The sequence below is a fragment of the Duganella sp. GW821-FHT07G03 genome, assembly GCF_059418605.1.
The window spans coordinates 209,407-226,807 of sequence record NZ_JBWKQE010000010.1 but is presented as its reverse complement, the minus strand read 5'-3'; the positions used below and the strand labels follow the sequence as shown (position 1 = coordinate 226,807).

The window sequence follows — 17,401 nt, the reverse complement described above, 5'->3', positions numbered from 1 at the left end:
CGAAGTCAGCTCACCATCGCTCTTGGCGAGCTGAGATCGTTAATCGCTATCTTCAAAATTTGAGGGGAAGGTTCAGGGTCTGGGCCGCAATCTGTACCCAACCCTGTCGGTGGAGGAAAACCTGCAATTCTTCGGCCGCCTGTTCGGCCACGACGCCGCCAGCCGCCGTCGCCGCATCGACGAGCTGACCGCCAGCACCGGCCTGGCGCCCTTCCTGCAACGGCCGGCCGGCAAGCTGTCCGGCGGCATGAAGCAGAAGCTGGGCCTGTGCTGCGCGCTGATCCACGACCCCGACCTGCTGATCCTCGACGAGCCGACCGCCGGCGTCGATCCGCTGTCGCGCGCGCAGTTCTGGGATCTGATCGCCCACATCCGCAGCCAGCGCCCGACCATGAGCGTGGTGGTGGCCACCGCCTACATGGAGGAAGCCGACCGCTTCGACTGGCTGGTGGCGATGGACGACGGCCAGGTGCTGGCCACCGGCACGCCGCAGGAACTGCGCACGCGCACCGCCTCGACGACGCTGGAGCAAGCCTTCATCGCGCTGCTGCCGGCCGAGAAGCGCGGCGACCATCAGGCGGTGACGGTGCCGCCGTTCCAGGCGTCCGAGGGCAACGACAGCATCGCCATCGAAGCGCAAGGCTTGACGATGGTGTTCGGCGACTTCACCGCGGTCGACCATGTGGACTTCCGCATCCGCCGCGGCGAGATCTTCGGCTTCCTCGGCTCCAACGGCTGCGGCAAGTCGACCACGATGAAAATGCTGACCGGCCTGCTGCCGGCCACCGAGGGCAGCGCCCTGCTGTTCGGCAGCGCGGTCGATGCCAACGATATGGCGACCCGGCGCCGCGTCGGCTACATGTCGCAGGCATTCTCGCTGTACGGCGAGCTGACCGTGCACCAAAACCTGGTGCTGCACGCGCGCATGTTCAGCGTGCCGGAGGCCGAGATAGCAGGCCGCGTGGCCGACATGGCGCAGCGCTTCGGCCTGGCCGGCGCGCTCGACACGCTCCCCGAGCAGCTGCCGCTGGGCGTGCGCCAGCGCCTGTCGCTGGCGGTGGCGATGGTGCACAAGCCGGAGCTGCTGATCCTCGACGAGCCAACGTCCAGCGTCGACCCGGTGGCGCGCGACCTGTTCTGGCGGCTGATGATCGACCTGGCCCGCAACGACCAGGTGACCATCTTCATCTCGACCCACTTCATGAACGAGGCCGAACGCTGCGACCGCATCTCGCTAATGCATGCGGGCCGCGTGCTGGTGAGCGCCGCACCGGCGGAACTGCCGGCCATGCGCGGCGTCGCCACGCTGGAGCAGGCCTTCATCTCCTACCTGGAAGAAGCGGCCGGCAATGTGGCGCCGCAGCCTGCAACGCGCCTACAGCTACACGTTGCGCGAAACGCTGGAACTGCGCCGCGACCCGGTGCGCGCCACGCTCGCGCTATTGGGCACGGCGATCCTGATGTTCATCATCGGCTACGGCATCAACATGGACGTCGAGAACCTGTCCTACGCAGTGCTCGACCGCGACCAGAGCGGCCTGAGTCAAAACTATGCGCTCAACCTGTCCGGCTCGCGCTACTTCATCGAGCGCGCGCCGCTGGCCGACTACGACGACCTGGATCGCCGCATGCGCAGCGGCGAACTGGCGCTGGCGATCGAAATCCCGCCCGGCTTCGGCCGCGACCTGCAACGCGGCGCCCCGGTGACCGTGGGCGCCTGGGTCGACGGCGCCATGCCGATGCGGGCCGAGACCACGCGCGGCTATGTGCAGGCCATGCACATGGGCTGGCTGGCCGATATGGCGCAGCATCGGCTGGGCATGAAGCTGGCGGGTTCCGGCACGCTGGAAACGCGCTACCGCTACAACCCCGACGTCAAGAGCCTGCCGGCCATGATACCGGCGGTGATCCCGATGCTGCTGATGATGATCCCGGCGATGCTCAGCGCACTGTCGGTGGTGCGCGAGAAGGAGCTGGGCTCCATCCTCAACCTGTACGTGACGCCGGTGACGCGGCTGGAGTTCTTGCTCGGTAAGCAGGTGCCCTACGTCGTGCTGGGCATGCTCAACTTCGCGCTGCTGACCGTGCTGGCGGCCACCGTGTTTGGCGTTCCGGTCAAGGGCAGCCTGCTGGCGCTGACCCTGGCCGCGCTGGTGTACGTGATCTGCGCCACCGGGCTTGGCCTGCTGGTGTCGACCTTCACCCGCAGCCAGATCGCCGCGTTGTTCGTGACCATGATAGGCACCATCATCCCCTGCGTGCAGTTCGCCGGGCTGCTCAATCCAGTGTCTGGCCTGAGCGGCATCGGCGCGCTGATCGGCCGCATCTACCCGGCCACGCATTTCCTGACCATCAGCCGGGGCGTATTCAACAAGGCGCTGGGGCTCGGTGAGCTGGGCGGTTCATTGTGGCCGCTGCTGCTGGCGGTGCCGGTGATCCTCATTTTGTCGGCGCTGCTGCTCGACAAACAGGAGCGATGAACATGCGTATCTCACTTCACACGCGCGTGGCGCACATCTACCGGCTCGGCATCAAGGAGCTATGGAGCCTGCTGCGCGATCCGGCCATGCTGGTGCTGATCGTCTACACCTTCTCGCTGTCGATTTACGTGGCGGCCACCGCGATGCCGGAAAGCCTGCACAACGCCGCCATCGCCATCGTCGACCTGGATGGCTCGCCCTTGTCGGCGCGGATTGCGGCTGGCTTCTATCCACCGCATTTCCGCACGCCGTCGCTGGTGAGCGCCGACCAGGCCGACGCTGGCCTGGATAGCGGCAACTACACCTTCGTGCTGGCCATCCCGCCCGACTACCAGCGCGACACGCTGGCCGGCCGGGCGCCGACGATACAACTCAACATCGACGCCACGCGCATGAGCCAGGCCTTCACCGGCAACGGCTACATCCAGCAGATCGTCGGCGCCGAAGTGGGCGATTTCCTGCGCCGCCAGCAGGAAGCCGCCGCGCCGCCGGTCGCGCTGGACCTGCGCATGCGTTTCAATCCAAACCTGGAGCAGTCGTGGTTTGGATCGCTGATGGAAATCATCAACAACGTCACCATGCTGTCCATCATCCTGACTGGCGCCGCGCTGATACGCGAGCGCGAACACGGCACCATCGAACACCTGCTGGTAATGCCGGTGACGCCGATGGAGATCATGCTGGCCAAGGTGTGGTCGATGGGGACGGTGGTGGTGCTGGCGGCCCTGGCGTCGCTGGTGTTCATCGTGCAGGGCGCGCTGCACGTGCCGATCACCGGTTCGATCGCGCTGTTCGTGCTGGTGACGGCGCTGCACCTGTTCGCCACGACGTCGATGGGGATCTTCCTCGCCACGCTGGCGCGCAGCATGCCGCAATTTGGCATGTTGCTGGTGCTGGTGCTGCTGCCGCTGCAATTACTGTCGGGCGGCTCGACGCCGCGCGAAAGCATGCCGGTGCTGGTGCAGGACATCATGCTGGCCGCGCCGACCACCCACTTCGTGGCGGCCGCCCAGGCCATCCTGTACCGGGGCGCAGGCTTCAGCGTGATCTGGCCGCAGATGCTGGCGCTGGTGGCGATCGGCGCGGTGCTGTTCGCGCTGTCGCTGCGGCGCTTCCGCAAGACCATCGGCCAGATGGCCTGAGCGGCGTCAGTCGTGGAAGGCGTCGACCACTTTGCGTTGGCCGAGCATGAAGGCGTCGGCCACATGGCGCAGCGGCGCCACGTCGACGTCCGAGCGCCCTTCCCTGACCAGGCCCGCGAAGCGACGGTACAGCGACGGGTACTCGGCTTCCTTGGCCAGCGGCTGTTCGACGCCGTGCACCCACAGGCGCGCGCCGCCGTCGCTCAGTTTCAACTCGCCATCGGCCGTCTGGACCACGATATCCCAGCTTTGCTTGCCGGTCTGGCGCCAGTCGAACACGGCGTGCACCGGCACGCCGGCGCCATCCTGGAAGTGCAGCTCGGCGGCGATCGGCGCGTCGCGGTTCTCGGGGAACTCCAGCGAGGCGCGGTTCAAGAAGATCAGCGACGGCAGGATCTCGGTGACGATGGACAGCGCATTGATGCCCGGATCGAACACACCCAGGCCGCCGGCCTGCCAGATCCATTCCTGGTTCGGGTGCCACTGGCGCACGTCTTCCTTCCAGCTGACCTGCATGGAGGTCGGCGCGTGAGCCGCCAGGTAGGCCTTGGCCGGCTGCACCGCCGGCGCGTAGCGCGAGTGCCAGCTGGTGAACAGGGTCAGGCCCTTGGCGGCGGCCAGCGCCTCCAGGTCGGCCACTTCGGACAGGGTCGCACCCGGTGGCTTTTCCAGGAATACGTGCTTGCCGGCTGCCAGCGCCACGCGGGCGGCCTGGTAGCGGTACTGCGGCGGCATGCACAGCGACACGGCGTCGATCCCAGGCACGGCCGCCAGCATCTCCTCGATGGACTTGAACCCGGGCAGGCCGTCGACGGTGTTGTGCCGGCTGGCCGAGGCCACCAGCTGGAAATCGGCGTTGGCCGCGATGGCGGGCAAGTGCTGGTCATGGACGATCTTGCCGACGCCTACGATCGCGAGTTTAATTGCTGACATCATCTGTCTTTCATAAAATGGGGGCTTGTTCGCCACCATGCTACGACGAACGATGCCAGCTTAACCAATCATTTTTTTTGCCGCAAACATACCGAAATGGAATGGGAGCGCCCAATGATGCGAAAATGGCGGGGTTTGCTACTGACACAAGATCCCGCATGCCCCTGACCGCCGCCTCTCCCCTCCTCGCGCGCGACGCCCGCCGCATCGAACGCTATGCGGCCATGGCCGATACCGCCCGCTTCCTGCACCCGATCCAGCAAGCCTTGCTGCACCGGCGCGGCTGGCTCAGGATGCTGGCTCCGCGCGCCAGTGGCGGCGCCGAGCTGCCTTTGCCGCATGCGGTGCGGCTGGAGGAAGCGGTGGCCGGCGTCGACGGCAGCATGGGCTGGGTGCTCACGCTGTGCGCGGGCGCGGGATGGTTCGCCGGCTTCCTGCCGCCGGCGCTGGCGCGCGACATCATCGGCAGCAAGCGTGTTTGCCTTGGCGGCAGCGGCGCGCCGACCGGCTACGCCGACCAGGATGGCGATGGGGAAGCCGCAGGGTTCCGCATCACCGGCCGCTGGGATTACGCCAGCGGCGCGCCTATCGCCACCCACTTCACGCTGAACGCCATCCTGCGCGAGGACGGCAAGCCACTGCTGGACGAGCAAGGCGCGCCGCGCATCCGCGCTTTCCTGGTGCCGGCGGAACTGGTGCAGATCGTGCCGTCTTGGGGCAGCATCGGCATGCGCGCCAGCGCCTCGCACAGCTATCGCATCGACGGCGCATGGGTCAGCAAGGAGCACGGCTTCACGATCAGCCCCGCCACCGCCACGGCCGATGGCCCGCTGTATCGCTTCCCGTTCTATTCGCTGGCCTTCGTCACGCTGGCGGCCAATGTGGCCGGCATGGCGAGTCATTTCATGCAGTTGGCGCGGCCTTGCATCAGCCGCCGCCGGCACGCCATCAGGAACCTGCCGCTGCTGGAGGTCCCCGAAGTCGCCGCACTACTACGCGACAAAGAGCAAGCCCACGCAACCGCCCGCGCGCACTTCTACGACGTGCTCGATCGCAGCTGGGCGCTGGTGGAAAACGGCACGCCGCTGACTGCGGACGATATGGAGGCGGTGCAGGCCAGCTCACTGGCGCTGGTAGCCGCGTCGCGTGCTGCGGTCGATGAACTGTATCCCTATTGCGGCCTGTACGCCGCCCACCAGGACAGCGCCATCAACCGGGTCTGGCGCGACTTCCACACCGCCAGCCAGCACTCGCTGTTGCTGCCATAAGCTACGCCATGAAAGCGCCAACGTCGGCCATCGGACTAGCCTTGCTGTTGTCACTCCCGTGCGCGCGGGCTTCCAGCGCCACACCAGGCGTGCACTGGGCCGACGTGCCTGAGCCAAGTGCGGCATGCCGCGCCGGTCTTGCGCAGGCGCAGGACTACTTGAAGACGCTGCCCAGCACCTCAATGATGGCGGTGCGCGACGGCCAGGTGTTCGCCAGCTACGGCCCGGTGGACCGGGCCAATCAGGTTTATTCGATACGCAAAAGCGTGCTGGCCATGATGTATGGTCCTTATGTCGCCAACGGCACGATTTCATTGAGCCGCAGCCTGGCGTCGCTGGACATCGACGACGTGGGCGGCCTGCTGCCGCTGGAGCGCACGGCCACGTTGGGCGATCTGCTGGCGGCGCGTTCCGGCGTCTATCATGCCGCATCCAATCCAGGCGACGATGCAGAGGCAGCGCCGCCACGCGGATCGCAAACGCCGGGCTCCTACTTCTTGTACAACAACTGGGATTTCAATGCCGCCGGCACCGTGTTCGAGCAGCTGACACAGCGCGATATCTACCGAGGCTTTGAAGCCGAACTGGCAAAGCCGCTGCAAATGGAAGACTTCCGGCTGTCGCAGCAGCGCCGCAACGGCGATCCGGCCCGTTCGCGCCACCTGGCTTATCACTTCCACTTGTCGACCCGCGACATGGCGCGCCTCGGCCAGCTGATGCTGCAACAGGGAAGCTGGAACGGCAGGCAGCTGCTGCCGGCCGACTGGGTCAGCCGCATCACCACGCCGGTTACGCGGGCGGCCGACATGCATCCACCGTCCACCGCGCAGCGCGGGCTCGATTACGCACTGCTATGGTGGATACCCGCCGTGCCGGCGGGATCGCCGCTGGAGGGCGCCTACATGGCGTGGGGCTACTACGGCCAATACCTCCTGGTCGTCCCTCGGCAGCACATGGTGATCAGTCACCAGCGCGTAGTCGATGCGGCGCAGGCGAAAACGGCGCGCAAGGTCAGCCCGGCCGAGTTCCTGCGCCTGGCCGAGCTGCTGGCAAAGGCGCCCTGCGTCGTTAAACCAGAAGCAAAATAGCCGGTAGCAGCATGCCCGCGGCCAGCGTCAGGCCGACCGGGAGTCGCACCCGCGGATTGCTGAACGCGATGTACACCCCTGCCAGCGACGACGCGCACAAGCCTGTCGCCAGGGCCAGCACGAACAGCTTCAGCGGCATGTTGGAATGCTCTTCCGCTGGTTCCGCTTCCGGTTTCGGTTGGGCGTTTTCAGGCGGTGCGGCGTTCGCCGGCTTGCTGACCTGCGGCTTCGGCGCAGGCGCTTCGTACAGCTCCTGATCCTGATGCAGCGACGCCATCGCCGCAATCCACGGATAGGTCGGCGGATCGCCGCGATGCGCGCCCTTGTGCAGGTTGAAGGTCTGCAGCGCGCCAGAAAAAGCGAAGAACACTATGGCCGGTGTGAAGAACACACCGAGGTAACGATGCAGTTGTCGTATCGTGGGCATTTCACTATCCTCATCAAAAATAAACACTTACCACCAAGCCTGCCCCGCCATTGCTGGACAACTCGATCTCGGCGCCGTGGCCATCGACCACGTTCCTGACGATGGACAAACCCAGCCCGCAACCCCAAACGGCATTCCCATCCGGGCGATAGAAGCGGTCGAACAGGCGCCCGCGCTCGGCCTCCGGCACGCCGGGACCGTTGTCCGCCACCCGCAGATATGCCCGGCCCTGCTCCATGCCGGCGCTGACATCGACCTGCCCGCCCGGCTGCGTGTAGCGCACCGCATTGTCGACCAGATTGCTGAGCATGACCGACAAGCCTTCGGGATGAACCGGCACCAGCAGCGGATCGCCACTGCCCGCCACGCCCAAATCTATCCCGCGGCTCTCGGCGAGGATGCTGTGATCGGCGACCACCTGCCGGGCCAGCGCCAGGACATCGGTCGGCACCAGCGTTGGCAACGCCTGATTCTGCTCGTGGCGCGCCAATGTCAACAGCTGGTGCACAAGATGGGTGGAGCGGTCCAGCCGCTCATGCAGCCGGTGGAAGGCGACGTTGCGCTGCTCATCGCTATCGGCTCGCTCGGCCAGTTGCAGCTGCAATTTGAGCGCGGTCAGCGGCGAGCGCAGTTCATGCGCCGCGTCAGCGATGAAGCTGCGCTGCGCCGCCATCGCACTATCTATCTTTTCCAGCAAGCCGTTCAACGCGACCACGATGGGCAGCAGTTCGGGCGGCATGCCGCCAGTCTCCAGCGGCTGCAACACGCCGGGCGAGCGGCCATGCACCGCCTGCGCCACCTGCTCCAACGGCCGCAGCGCCATTCCCACCACGATCCAGATCAGCGCCGCCAGCGCCGGCAACAACAGCAGCAAGGGCGGTACGATGCGCAGCGCCATTTTGGCCGCGATGCGCTGCCGCACCTTGAACGGCTGGGCGATCTGCATAAAGTAATCCGAGCGCGATTCGCTGTACACGCGCCAGCGCTCCCCTTGATAGGTGATGGTGCGGTAGCCGGACAACGACTGTCGCGGCAAGGACTGCGCCGGTTCCGACACATACGCCGGCCGGCCGGCGCGGTCCCATACCTGGACCAGCACCGCATCGTCCTGGTCATCGTCAGCAGGGAGCTGCACGCCGTCCACCAGATGTGGCGGCAAGGCCCACGCCACCTGACGTAGGCGCAGGTCGGATTGTTCGTCGGCCTCGTGATCGGCGCGCTGGTAGACCATCAGGCCAGCGACCAGCGTAAAACAGAGCGTGCCAAACATCAGCCCCGCCAGCAGGCGCGCGCGGATCGACTTCATGCGACGCTGGCCAGTTTATAGCCGACGCCGCGCACGTTCTTGATAAATTCGCTGCCCAGCTTCTTGCGCAGGTGGTGGATGTAGACGTCGATGGTATTGCTCTCGATCTCCTCGCCCCAGCCGTAAATCTTTTCCTCCAGCTGGGCCTTGGAAACCACGCTGCCCGGCACATCGAGCAAGGCGCGCAACAGGGCGAACTCGCGCGAGGAAAGGTGCAGCGCCGCGCCGTTGAACGTTGCCTCGTGCGCGGCCAGGTTGACACTGAGCGCGCCATGCGTGACCAGGGAATGGAGTTGGCCGCCGCGCCGGCGCAACACGGCGCGGATGCGGGCCAGCAGTTCGTCCAGGTCGAAGGGCTTGACCAGATAGTCGTCGGCGCCGGCATCCAGGCCTTCCACGCGCGACGCCGTGGCATCGCGCGCGGTGACGATCAACACCGGCGTCTGGCCGCCCTGCGCCCGCAGGCGCCGCAGCACATCCATCCCCTGCCGCTGCGGCAGGCCCAGGTCCAGCACCAGCAAGTCGTAGATATCCTGCCGCATCGACAACTCGGCAGCCACGCCGTCGCGCACCCAGTCGACCGCATAGCGTTCGCCACGCAGCGCTTCGAGCATGCTCTCGCCGATCATCGGATCGTCTTCCACCAGTAGCAGGCGCATGGTCCGTCAGCTCAGGGAGTGGCCACGATGACCGTGTAGTGTTTGTCCACCACGGTCGGCAGATACAGCGCGCCGCTTTCATGGTCCATGGCCATGGTGCGCGCGCCCTTCTCGGTATGCAGCGTCACCGCCTTGGCGTAATGGTCGGCGTCGTCCTGGTGGATGACGCTGAGCGTGCCGTCGCCGTTGGAAGAAAACACGGTGGCGCTGGCGGCGTCGAACACCACCGCATCGGAATGCTGGCCGATGGCGGCACGCGCCACCGCCTTGCCGTTACTGGCGTCGGTGATCGCCAGCACGCCGTTCTGGCAAGCCGAGAACAGGCGCTGGTGTGCGGCATCGAGCGCCATGCCGGTTGGTTCCTCGCATCCGCTCAACGGCCAGCGCGCAACCTGACGGTCGCCGGCGATGTCGATGACCGCGACCTCGCCCTTATCTTCTATGTTGACGTAGATGCGCTTGCCGTCGGTGACCGCAAATTCCGGCTTGCCGCCGACGGCGATAGTCGCCTTCAACGCCATCGTCGCAGCGTCGAACACCGAAACGTTATTGGTCTTGCCGTTGAATGCGTAAAGCTTGCCGCTACCCGCGTCGAACAGGATGGCGTCGGGATTGGCGCCCGACACCTTCACTTCCTGGCGGGTTTGCAGCGTCGCCAGGTCGAAGACGACGATGCTGTTGCCGCCGCCGCTGCTGGCAAAACCCAGGTTAAGCTTTTGCGCGAACGCCACGCCGTGCGCGCTTTGCAGGCCGCTGATCTGGCCGGCCACTTTGCCCGACGGCAGATCGAGCACCTGCACGCGATCGCCACGCGTCATGAACAGGCGATGGCGCACCGGATCGACTTCAAGATAGTCCCAGCGGCCTGCCTGGTCCAGCGTCCAGGTCTGTCGTACGCCGTAATCGGCCGAATGGGCGGACGGCAGGGTTGCGGCCAGCAGCAGGCCAATTGACAGCAGCGCGCTCGATATCGTTGTTTTCATAGCATTATGCCGAAGTGAGTGAAAGTCGCAGTGTATTGCAGCCTTTATTAAGCGACTATTAACCCCGGCATTTTCGCACGAATGGCGTGCCCCCTCAGAATGCGCCGACGTAGTTCTCCGCCAGGGCCGTCGCCATCGCCCGCGAGCTGACCACGCATTCCAGTTCGGCGCGCTGCACCTCGCGCTGGAACGGCGTGGCGTCGGCAAAGGTGTGCAACAGACTGGTCATCCACCACGAGAAGTATTCGGCGCGCCAGACGCGCTTCAACGCCGCCGCCGTGTAGCCTTGCAGCCGCTCCTCGCTGTCCTGACGGTAGAACTGCTCAAGTCCCTGCGCCAGCAACGCCACGTCCGACACGGCCAGGTTCATGCCCTTGGCGCCGGTGGGCGGCACGATGTGCGCAGCGTCGCCGGCCAGGAACAGGCGGCCCGACTGCATCGGCGTCGACACGAAGCTGCGCATGCCGATGATATTTTTCTGGAAGATGCGGCCTTCGTTGACGCGCCAGCCGTCGTTGTTCTCCAGGCGCGCGTGCAGCTCGGCCCAGATGCGGTCGTCCGACCAGTTGTCGACGTGATCGGCCGGATCGCACTGGAAATACAGGCGCTGCACGGTCGGCGTGCGCGTGCTGACCAGCGCGAAGCCGCGCTCGTGGCGCGCATAAATCAGTTCGTCCGACGACGGCGCCGATTCCACCAGTACGCCAAACCATCCGAACCCGTAGTCGCGCTTGAAGTCCTGCCGCCCTTGTCCCGGCATCGCCGGCCGCGCCACGCCGTGATAGCCATCGCAACCGATGACGAAATCCGCCTCGATGCGCGCCGCCTCGCCGCGATGGATGAAGGCTACCGAAGGCGCGGTGGTGTCGACGCCATGCAGCTCAACGCCACTGACCTCAAACAGCAGCTGCCCTTGAGCCGCCAGTCGCGCCGCCACCAGGTCCTTGATCACTTCATGCTGTGGGTAGACGGTGATGGCCTTGCCCGTCAATTCGGTCAGGTCGATCCGATGCCGCTGGCCGCCGAACGCCAGCTCTATGCCGTGGTGCAGCGCGCCTTCGGCCTGCATCCGGGCGCCGACGCCGGCGTTGTTGAGTATGTCCATCGTGCCTTGTTCCAGCACGCCGGCGCGGATGGTCGCCTCGATCTCGGCCTGGGTGCGCGATTCCAGCACGATCGATTCGATACCGTTCAAATGCAGCAAATGGGATAGCAGCAGGCCCGCTGGGCCGGCGCCGATGATGGCTACCTGGGTACGCATGATGTCTCCGTTATGGTGTTAGTGTGTAGCCATCGTAGCGCCGGGGCCTTGCAAAAAAAATGGATGAAACTACCTAAAACTTGTACTATTTCGACACTCCACTCTTTTGAACGGCACGCCCCTCCATGCCCCGCATCACCCGACCAGCCCTCCCCGACGTTCCGCAGTTTGGCCTCTACGGCGAGCAGACACGGGGAGAAAACGCGGAATTCGTGCACATCGAGCTGATAGAAACCCGCAGCCGGGTACACCACTGGCATATCGACAAACACACCCATAGTGGGCTGTTTCAGGTACTTTTCCTCTACGGCGGCGAGGTCCGTGCCAGCGTCGACGACGCCGTCTGGGAATGCCGCGCGCCGACCGTCATCACGCTCCATCCGTCGGTGGTACACGGCTTCGACTTCTCGGCGGAGGCGCACGGCTATGTGCTGACGGTGGACCAGAATGTGATGTATGCAGGCCACGGCGACCTGTATTCCTCGCTGTTTGTGGAGCCCTTGGCGATCGACCTCTCAGGCCAGCCGGAGCTGCACGCGCGCCTGGAATCGCTGCTGCAAAACCTGTTGACGGAGGCGGCCTGGCCGCAGTTCGGCCACAATCTGATGTTGGAGTGGTTGGCGCGCAGCGCCTTGCTGCTGCTGGTGCGTTTGCATGCGGAGCGCCGCCTGGCCGACCAGTCGGGCCGCAGCGATTTTGAATTATTCAGCCGCTTTCGCGCCGAGGTGGAGCGGCGCTACAAGGAGCAATGGCAGGTCGGCCAGTATGCCGAGGCGCTGCGCGCCACGCCGACGCGGCTCAATCGCCTATGCCTCAAGCTATCCGGCAAATCGGCGTTCGACATCACCCAGGACCGGCTGATGCTGGAAGCCTGCCGCAAGCTGACCTATCTTCCGGCCAGTATCGCCAGCATCGCCTACGAACTGGGGTTCCAGGACCCGGCCTACTTCAGCCGCCTGTTCAAGAAGCGCATGGGCCTGACGCCCAAGGCCTTCCGCGGCGGCTGAAGCGCGGGGCTTCCTACAGCAAGGCGTTCAGCTCGACCTGGATCTTGATCAGCGCCGGCAGGCAGCGTTCGACCATCTGCTCGCGCGGCATGCGGCCGGCGTGGACGCTGATGTTCATCGCCGCCACCACCTCGCCCCGGAAATTCTTCAGCGGCACCGCAATGGTGCGCAAGCCCAGTTCCAGCTCCTGGTCCACCAGCGCATAGCCTTGCGCGCGGGCGCGGGCGATCTCCAGCGCCAGGCGCTCCTTGCCGATGATGGTGTGCTCCGTGATCCGTTCCGGCTGCGCGCGTTCGAGGAAGGCGTCGATCTGCGGCTGCGGCAGGTGCGCCAGCAGCATGCGGCCGTTGGCGGTGCAGTAGGCTGGCACGCGCGTGCCCGGTTGCAGCGTGACCGACACCAACTGCCCGGCGCTGACCGCCGCCACGCACACCAGCTGATCGTGATCGAGCACGCCGACCGATGCCGCCTCGCCCAACGCATAGGCCAAGCGGTATAACAAGGGCTGCACGATGCGCGGCAGGCGCGCCGAATGCAGATACGACTGGCCGAGCCGCAGCACCATGGGCGTCAGCGCGAACAGCTTGTTCTCATGCCGCATATAGCCCAGATGCGTGAGCGTGATCAGGTAGCGGCGCGCCGCCGCCCGCGTCAGGCCGGTGCGCTCGGCCACCTCGGCGATGCTCAGGCGGCTGCGTTCCTGGTCGAAGGCGGCGATCACCAGCAGGCCTTTTTCCAGGCCGGCCACCAGGTCGCGCTGGGCCGGGACGTCGTCTTCAGCTGTCATATGGCAGAAATTGAGTGATTTGTGCGAGTATCGCACAAAATGTGCGGATAGCGGATATCGCCCGACTTTCGCGTATTGTGACGCGGCGCCGCCTTCCCTACCATGGTCTCCACTCGAACTAAAACAACCATCAGGAGGCCAGCCTTGAACTTCGATGTCATCCCGTCCGGCGTCTACCCGGAACTGATCTACCCGCCCTACAAGTCCACGCTCAAGCGCGGTCCCACCCAGCCGCTGCTGCGCATCCGCGCCGACCAGCCGGTGCAGGACAATGTGATCGCGTCGCCGCGCATCCTGCTGCCGAACGATATGGACCTGACGGCGCACGGCCATGGCGCGCCGCTGGGCGAGAAGATCGTCGTCACCGGCCGCGTGGTCGACGAGGACGGCAAACCAGTACGCAATTCGCTACTGGAAGTCTGGCAGTGCAATTCGGCCGGCCGCTATTGGCACAAGAAGGACCAGCACGACGCCCCGCTCGATCCGAACTTCTACGGCATCGGCAAGATGATGACCGACGACGATGGCCGCTACCGCTTCGTCACCATCAAGCCCGGCCCCTACCCATGGGGCAATCACGACAAGGCCTGGCGCCCGGCGCACATCCACTTCTCCTTGTTCGGCAACGTGTATGCGCAGCGCCTGGTCACGCAGATGTACTTCCCCAGCGATCCGCTGTTCGACTACGATCCGATTTTCCAGAGCATCCCGGACCTGGCCGCGCGCCAGCGCCTGATTTCCCGCTACAGCCTGGAACACACCGACAGCGACAAGATGCTGGGCTATGAATTCGATATCGTGCTGCGCGGCCGCGACGCCACGCCCATGGGCATTTAAAGGAGCTATCCGCATGAGCCACATCACTACCTCACAGACCATCGGACCGTTCTCGCATGCAGCCTGGCAGTGGGCGGTCGACGCCAGCGCCGCCGGCCAGCTGGAAACCACCGCCGCCACCATCACCATCAGCGGCATCATCTACGACGGCGACGGCACGCCGATCAACGACGCCCAGATCGAAGCCTGGCAACCGGAAGCCGCCGGCGCGGAAGCGGCGCAGGCGCTACCGGGCTTCCGCCGCGTGCCCAGTGGCGAACAGGGAGATTTCAGCCTGCGCTTGTCGCAGTGCGCGGCGCCGGCCAGCGGCACGCCGGCCACTTTCATCACCGTGTTCGCGCGCGGCCTGGTCAAGCACCAGTTCACCGCCGTGTTCCTCGAAGACGATGCCGGCCTGGCCACGTCGGCGATACTGCAGCAGGTGCCAGCCGCGCGCCGGCCCACGCTGATCGCCCGCAAGACGGCGCCGGGGGTCTATCATTGGGACATCTGGATGCAGTCCGATAAAGAGACCGTGTTCTTCGACTATGCCTGACCTGCCAGCGGAGTTCTCTTGAGCGTATCCATCTTCGACAGTTTCCTCACCACGCCGGACATGATCGCCGTCTTCGACGACGCCGCGATCGTGCAAGCCATGCTGCGTTTCGAGCAAGCCCTGGCGCAAGCCCAGGCCCAACAGGGCATGCTGCCGCCGGAATCGGCGCGCGCCATCGCCGGCGTCTGCAACGCGCAGCTGTACGACATTCCGGCCATCGTCAGCGCCGGCCGGCGCGCCGGCAGCCTGGCCATCCCGCTGGTGCGTGAATTGACGCGCACCGTGGCGCTGTACGACGCCGAGGCGGCCGCGCGCGTCCATTGGGGCAGCACCAGCCAGGACGTGATCGACACCGCCATGGTGCTGGCCACGCGCGACGCGCTGCAACTGTTGGACGACGGCCTGCGCGACCTGACCGGACGCCTGCTGGTATTAGCGGAGCAGCATGCGGCAACGCCGGTGCTGGCACGCACGTTGATGCAGCCGGCGCAAGTGAGCAGTTTCGGGTTCAAGATCGCAGGCTGGCTGGCGCCGCTGGTGCGCGCGCGCGCGCGCCTGCGCGAGTGCGCCTCACGCGCGCTGCAGCTACAACTGGGCGGCGCGGTCGGCACCCTGGCCGTGATGGGCGAACAAGGCGCAGCCGTGGCGGCGCTGGTGGCGGCCGACTTGGGCCTGAAGCTGGCGGATGCGGCCTGGCACACGCAGCGCGACGAGTGGGTGCGGCTAGGACTGGAAGTGGCGGTGCTAAGCGGCAGCATGGGCAAGATCGCCACCGACATCAGCCTGATGGCGCAAGGCGAGATCGCCGAACTGGCCGAGCCGTCCGGTAATGGCCGTGGCGGATCTTCCGCCATGCCGCACAAACGCAACCCGGTATCGGCCATGATCGCGCTGGCCGCCGCAACGCGCACACCGCAGCACGCCGCAGCGCTATTGGCCAGCATGGGACAACAACATGAACGCGGTCTGGGTAACTGGCAGGCCGAACTCGCCGAGTGGCCAGGCCTGTTCCTCAGCGCCCACGGCGCATTGCAGGCGCTGAACGACGCCTTCGCCGGCCTGCATGTCGACCCGGCTCGCATGCTGCGCAATATCGACGCCTTGCAGGGACTGGTGTTCGCAGAGGCTGCGTCGGCCTGGCTGGCTGGCGCCATCGGCCGTCCGGCGGCCCACAGCCTGCTTGAAGAAATGAGCGCCGAGGCACTGGCGGGCGGCCGCAATTTGGCCGAGGTGCTGGCCGAAGCGGTGCAGGCCGACGAGCAGCTGCGCGCACAGGTCGACCAGGCCGCGCTGGCGTCGCTCTTCGATCCGGCCACCGCCTCCGGCCCGGCCCAGCACCTGGCGTTGCAGCAGCTGCAGGCCCTGCGCAAGGATATCGCCGCACTGAACTCCACCCCATTCCATCACAGGACACCCGCATGAGCTTCGATCCCATCGACCACGACTTCGAACGTGGACTGAACAACCGCCGCGCCATCCTCGGCGACGCCTGGGTGGATAAATCCCTCGCCAATGCCAACAGCTTCAACGCAGAGTTCCAGAACATGATCACGCGCTTCGCGTGGAACGATATCTGGGGCCGCCCCGGCCTGGAGCAAAAGACGCGCCGGGCGATGGTCCTCTCCACCACCATCGCACTGGGCCGGTGGGAAGAATTCGAACTGCACACACGCGCCGCGCTGCTGGGCGATGCCGCGAACCGCCTGTCGCCCGACGAACTGAAGGAAGTGCTGATGCAATCGGCGATCTACGCCGGCGTCCCGGCCGCCAACACCGCCTTCGGGCATGCGCTGGCGATCCTGCGCGAGGTCGGGCCGCAGATCGGCTACACGCTGGAGCCGATGGCGCCGGCCGCCGCCGCCCATCCCGGCATCGGCCGCAAGGGCCGCAGCAACGGCCAGCCTGCGCTGCACTACACGGTGCGCGAGCCGCGCAACGGCAAGGCTCCGCGTCACACGCTGGTGCTGAGCCACGCGCTGGGCTGCGACCTGTCGATGTGGGACGGTCTGGCCAATCAGCTGGCGGCGGACTGCCGCGTGATCGCCTACGACCACCGCGGCCATGGTGGCTCGGCCGCGCCGCAAGGCTTGTACAGCATGGCCGACCTGGCCGACGACGCTGCTGCGCTGCTGCGCGAACTCGATACCGGGCCGGTGGTATGGGTGGGCCTGTCGATGGGCGGCATGGTCGGCCAGGAGCTGGCGCTGCGCCATCCTTCGCTGGTACGCGCCCTGGTGCTGGGCAATACCACCTCCCGCTATCCCGAGGCGGCGCGCGACGCCTGGCAGCAGCGCATCGTCACCGTGCGCGAACAAGGCATCGCGGCGATTGCCGACGCGGTGATGGGACGCTACTTCCACGACGCCTTCCGTGCGGACCACGCAGCCACGGTGGCGCGCTTCCGCCGCCGCCTGCTCACCACGGACAGCACCGGCTATATGGGCTGCTGCAATGCGGTTGGCACGATCGACACGACGGAGCGGCTGGGCACCATCGCGGTGCCAACGCTGGTCATCGCCGGTGAGCTGGACCAGGGCACGCCGGTCAGCATGTCCGAGACCGTCAAAGAAGCTATCCCAGGTGCGGAGCTGGTCGTACTACCCAACGCGTCGCACCTGGGCGCGGTCGAACAGCCGGCGCTGTTCGCGTCGGCCGTCGCCGGCTTCATCGCCGGCTTGTAGATCCGCC

General features: G+C 66.0%; 15 protein-coding genes and 1 pseudogene. 9 read left to right on the top strand and 7 right to left on the bottom strand.

The features are described from left to right. Window positions 1-73: 73 nt before the first annotated feature. Together rbbA and AC07OK_RS15690 are read left to right on the top strand one after the other, a co-directional pair. A pseudogene (gene rbbA, locus AC07OK_RS15695) lies at window positions 74-2,480 on the top strand (ribosome-associated ATPase/putative transporter RbbA); the annotation flags it as partial. A gap of 2 nt (window positions 2,481-2,482) precedes the next feature. Further along, window positions 2,483-3,622 carry an ABC transporter permease gene (locus AC07OK_RS15690; RefSeq protein ID WP_494691184.1) on the top strand — a complete coding sequence of 380 codons (1,140 nt, stop codon included), beginning with the start codon at window positions 2,483-2,485 and terminating at the stop codon, window positions 3,620-3,622. 6 nt (window positions 3,623-3,628) lie between these two features. On the opposite strand, the gene AC07OK_RS15685 is transcribed toward AC07OK_RS15690, so the two are convergent. Then, window positions 3,629-4,558, bottom strand: a complete 930-nt coding sequence (locus AC07OK_RS15685; protein WP_494691183.1) for a Gfo/Idh/MocA family protein — start codon at window positions 4,556-4,558, stop codon at window positions 3,629-3,631. Between the two features lie 155 nt (window positions 4,559-4,713). On the opposite strand from AC07OK_RS15685, the gene AC07OK_RS15680 reads away from it, so the two are divergent. Both AC07OK_RS15680 and AC07OK_RS15675 read left to right on the top strand, forming a co-directional pair. After that, window positions 4,714-5,823: an acyl-CoA dehydrogenase family protein gene (locus AC07OK_RS15680; RefSeq protein ID WP_494691182.1), complete on the top strand. Its 1,110-nt coding sequence runs from the start codon at window positions 4,714-4,716 to the stop codon at window positions 5,821-5,823. An 8-nt stretch (window positions 5,824-5,831) separates the two neighbouring features. After that, the gene (locus AC07OK_RS15675; RefSeq protein WP_494691181.1) at window positions 5,832-6,911 is read left to right on the top strand and encodes a serine hydrolase domain-containing protein; all 1,080 of its coding nucleotides are present in this window, start codon (window positions 5,832-5,834) and stop codon (window positions 6,909-6,911) included. Here the strand turns inward: AC07OK_RS15675 and AC07OK_RS15670 are convergent. The 5 genes from AC07OK_RS15670 to AC07OK_RS15650 all read right to left on the bottom strand — a co-directional run bounded on the left by AC07OK_RS15670 (window position 6,892) and on the right by AC07OK_RS15650 (window position 11,547). After that, window positions 6,892-7,338: a hypothetical protein gene (locus tag AC07OK_RS15670; RefSeq protein WP_494691180.1), complete on the bottom strand. Its 447-nt coding sequence runs from the start codon at window positions 7,336-7,338 to the stop codon at window positions 6,892-6,894. The two genes, AC07OK_RS15675 and AC07OK_RS15670, sit on opposite strands and share 20 nt — an antisense overlap. A 13-nt stretch (window positions 7,339-7,351) precedes the next feature. Then, window positions 7,352-8,644 (bottom strand): ATP-binding protein, encoded by a 1,293-nt coding sequence (locus AC07OK_RS15665; protein ID WP_494691179.1) that lies wholly within the window; start codon window positions 8,642-8,644, stop codon window positions 7,352-7,354. Then, the gene (locus AC07OK_RS15660) at window positions 8,641-9,303 is read right to left on the bottom strand and encodes a response regulator (protein WP_494691178.1); all 663 of its coding nucleotides are present in this window, start codon (window positions 9,301-9,303) and stop codon (window positions 8,641-8,643) included. Before AC07OK_RS15660 ends, AC07OK_RS15665 begins: the two co-directional genes overlap by 4 nt. A gap of 11 nt (window positions 9,304-9,314) precedes the next feature. Further along, window positions 9,315-10,286: a YncE family protein gene (locus tag AC07OK_RS15655; RefSeq protein ID WP_494691177.1), complete on the bottom strand. Its 972-nt coding sequence runs from the start codon at window positions 10,284-10,286 to the stop codon at window positions 9,315-9,317. 94 nt (window positions 10,287-10,380) lie between these two features. Continuing rightward, window positions 10,381-11,547 (bottom strand): 4-hydroxybenzoate 3-monooxygenase, encoded by a 1,167-nt coding sequence (locus AC07OK_RS15650; RefSeq protein ID WP_494691176.1) that lies wholly within the window; start codon window positions 11,545-11,547, stop codon window positions 10,381-10,383. 125 nt (window positions 11,548-11,672) lie between these two features. Here AC07OK_RS15650 and AC07OK_RS15645 point away from each other — a divergent pair, with 125 nt between their 5' ends. Continuing rightward, complete coding sequence (locus AC07OK_RS15645; RefSeq protein WP_494691175.1) at window positions 11,673-12,554, top strand: helix-turn-helix domain-containing protein; 882 nt, start codon at window positions 11,673-11,675, stop codon at window positions 12,552-12,554. Between the two features lie 13 nt (window positions 12,555-12,567). Here AC07OK_RS15645 and AC07OK_RS15640 read toward each other — a convergent pair whose 3' ends face one another. Next, a complete protein-coding gene (locus tag AC07OK_RS15640; protein WP_494691174.1) occupies window positions 12,568-13,341 on the bottom strand; it encodes an IclR family transcriptional regulator domain-containing protein in 774 nt (257 codons plus the stop codon). Window positions 13,342-13,485: 144 nt separating this feature from the next. Here AC07OK_RS15640 and pcaH point away from each other — a divergent pair, with 144 nt between their 5' ends. The 4 genes from pcaH to pcaCD are packed head-to-tail and all read left to right on the top strand — an operon-like array spanning window position 13,486 to window position 17,394. Continuing rightward, on the top strand, window positions 13,486-14,178 hold the full coding sequence (gene pcaH, locus AC07OK_RS15635; RefSeq protein ID WP_494691173.1) for a protocatechuate 3,4-dioxygenase subunit beta: 693 nt from the start codon (window positions 13,486-13,488) through the stop codon (window positions 14,176-14,178). A 13-nt stretch (window positions 14,179-14,191) separates the two neighbouring features. Continuing rightward, window positions 14,192-14,713: a peptidase associated/transthyretin-like domain-containing protein gene (locus AC07OK_RS15630; protein ID WP_494691172.1), complete on the top strand. Its 522-nt coding sequence runs from the start codon at window positions 14,192-14,194 to the stop codon at window positions 14,711-14,713. Between the two features lie 18 nt (window positions 14,714-14,731). Then, the gene (gene pcaB, locus AC07OK_RS15625; RefSeq protein ID WP_494691171.1) at window positions 14,732-16,135 is read left to right on the top strand and encodes a 3-carboxy-cis,cis-muconate cycloisomerase; all 1,404 of its coding nucleotides are present in this window, start codon (window positions 14,732-14,734) and stop codon (window positions 16,133-16,135) included. Next, window positions 16,132-17,394 (top strand): bifunctional 4-carboxymuconolactone decarboxylase/3-oxoadipate enol-lactonase PcaCD, encoded by a 1,263-nt coding sequence (gene pcaCD, locus AC07OK_RS15620; RefSeq protein ID WP_494691170.1) that lies wholly within the window; start codon window positions 16,132-16,134, stop codon window positions 17,392-17,394. Before pcaB ends, pcaCD begins: the two co-directional genes overlap by 4 nt. The last annotated feature ends 7 nt before the right edge of the window (window positions 17,395-17,401 follow it).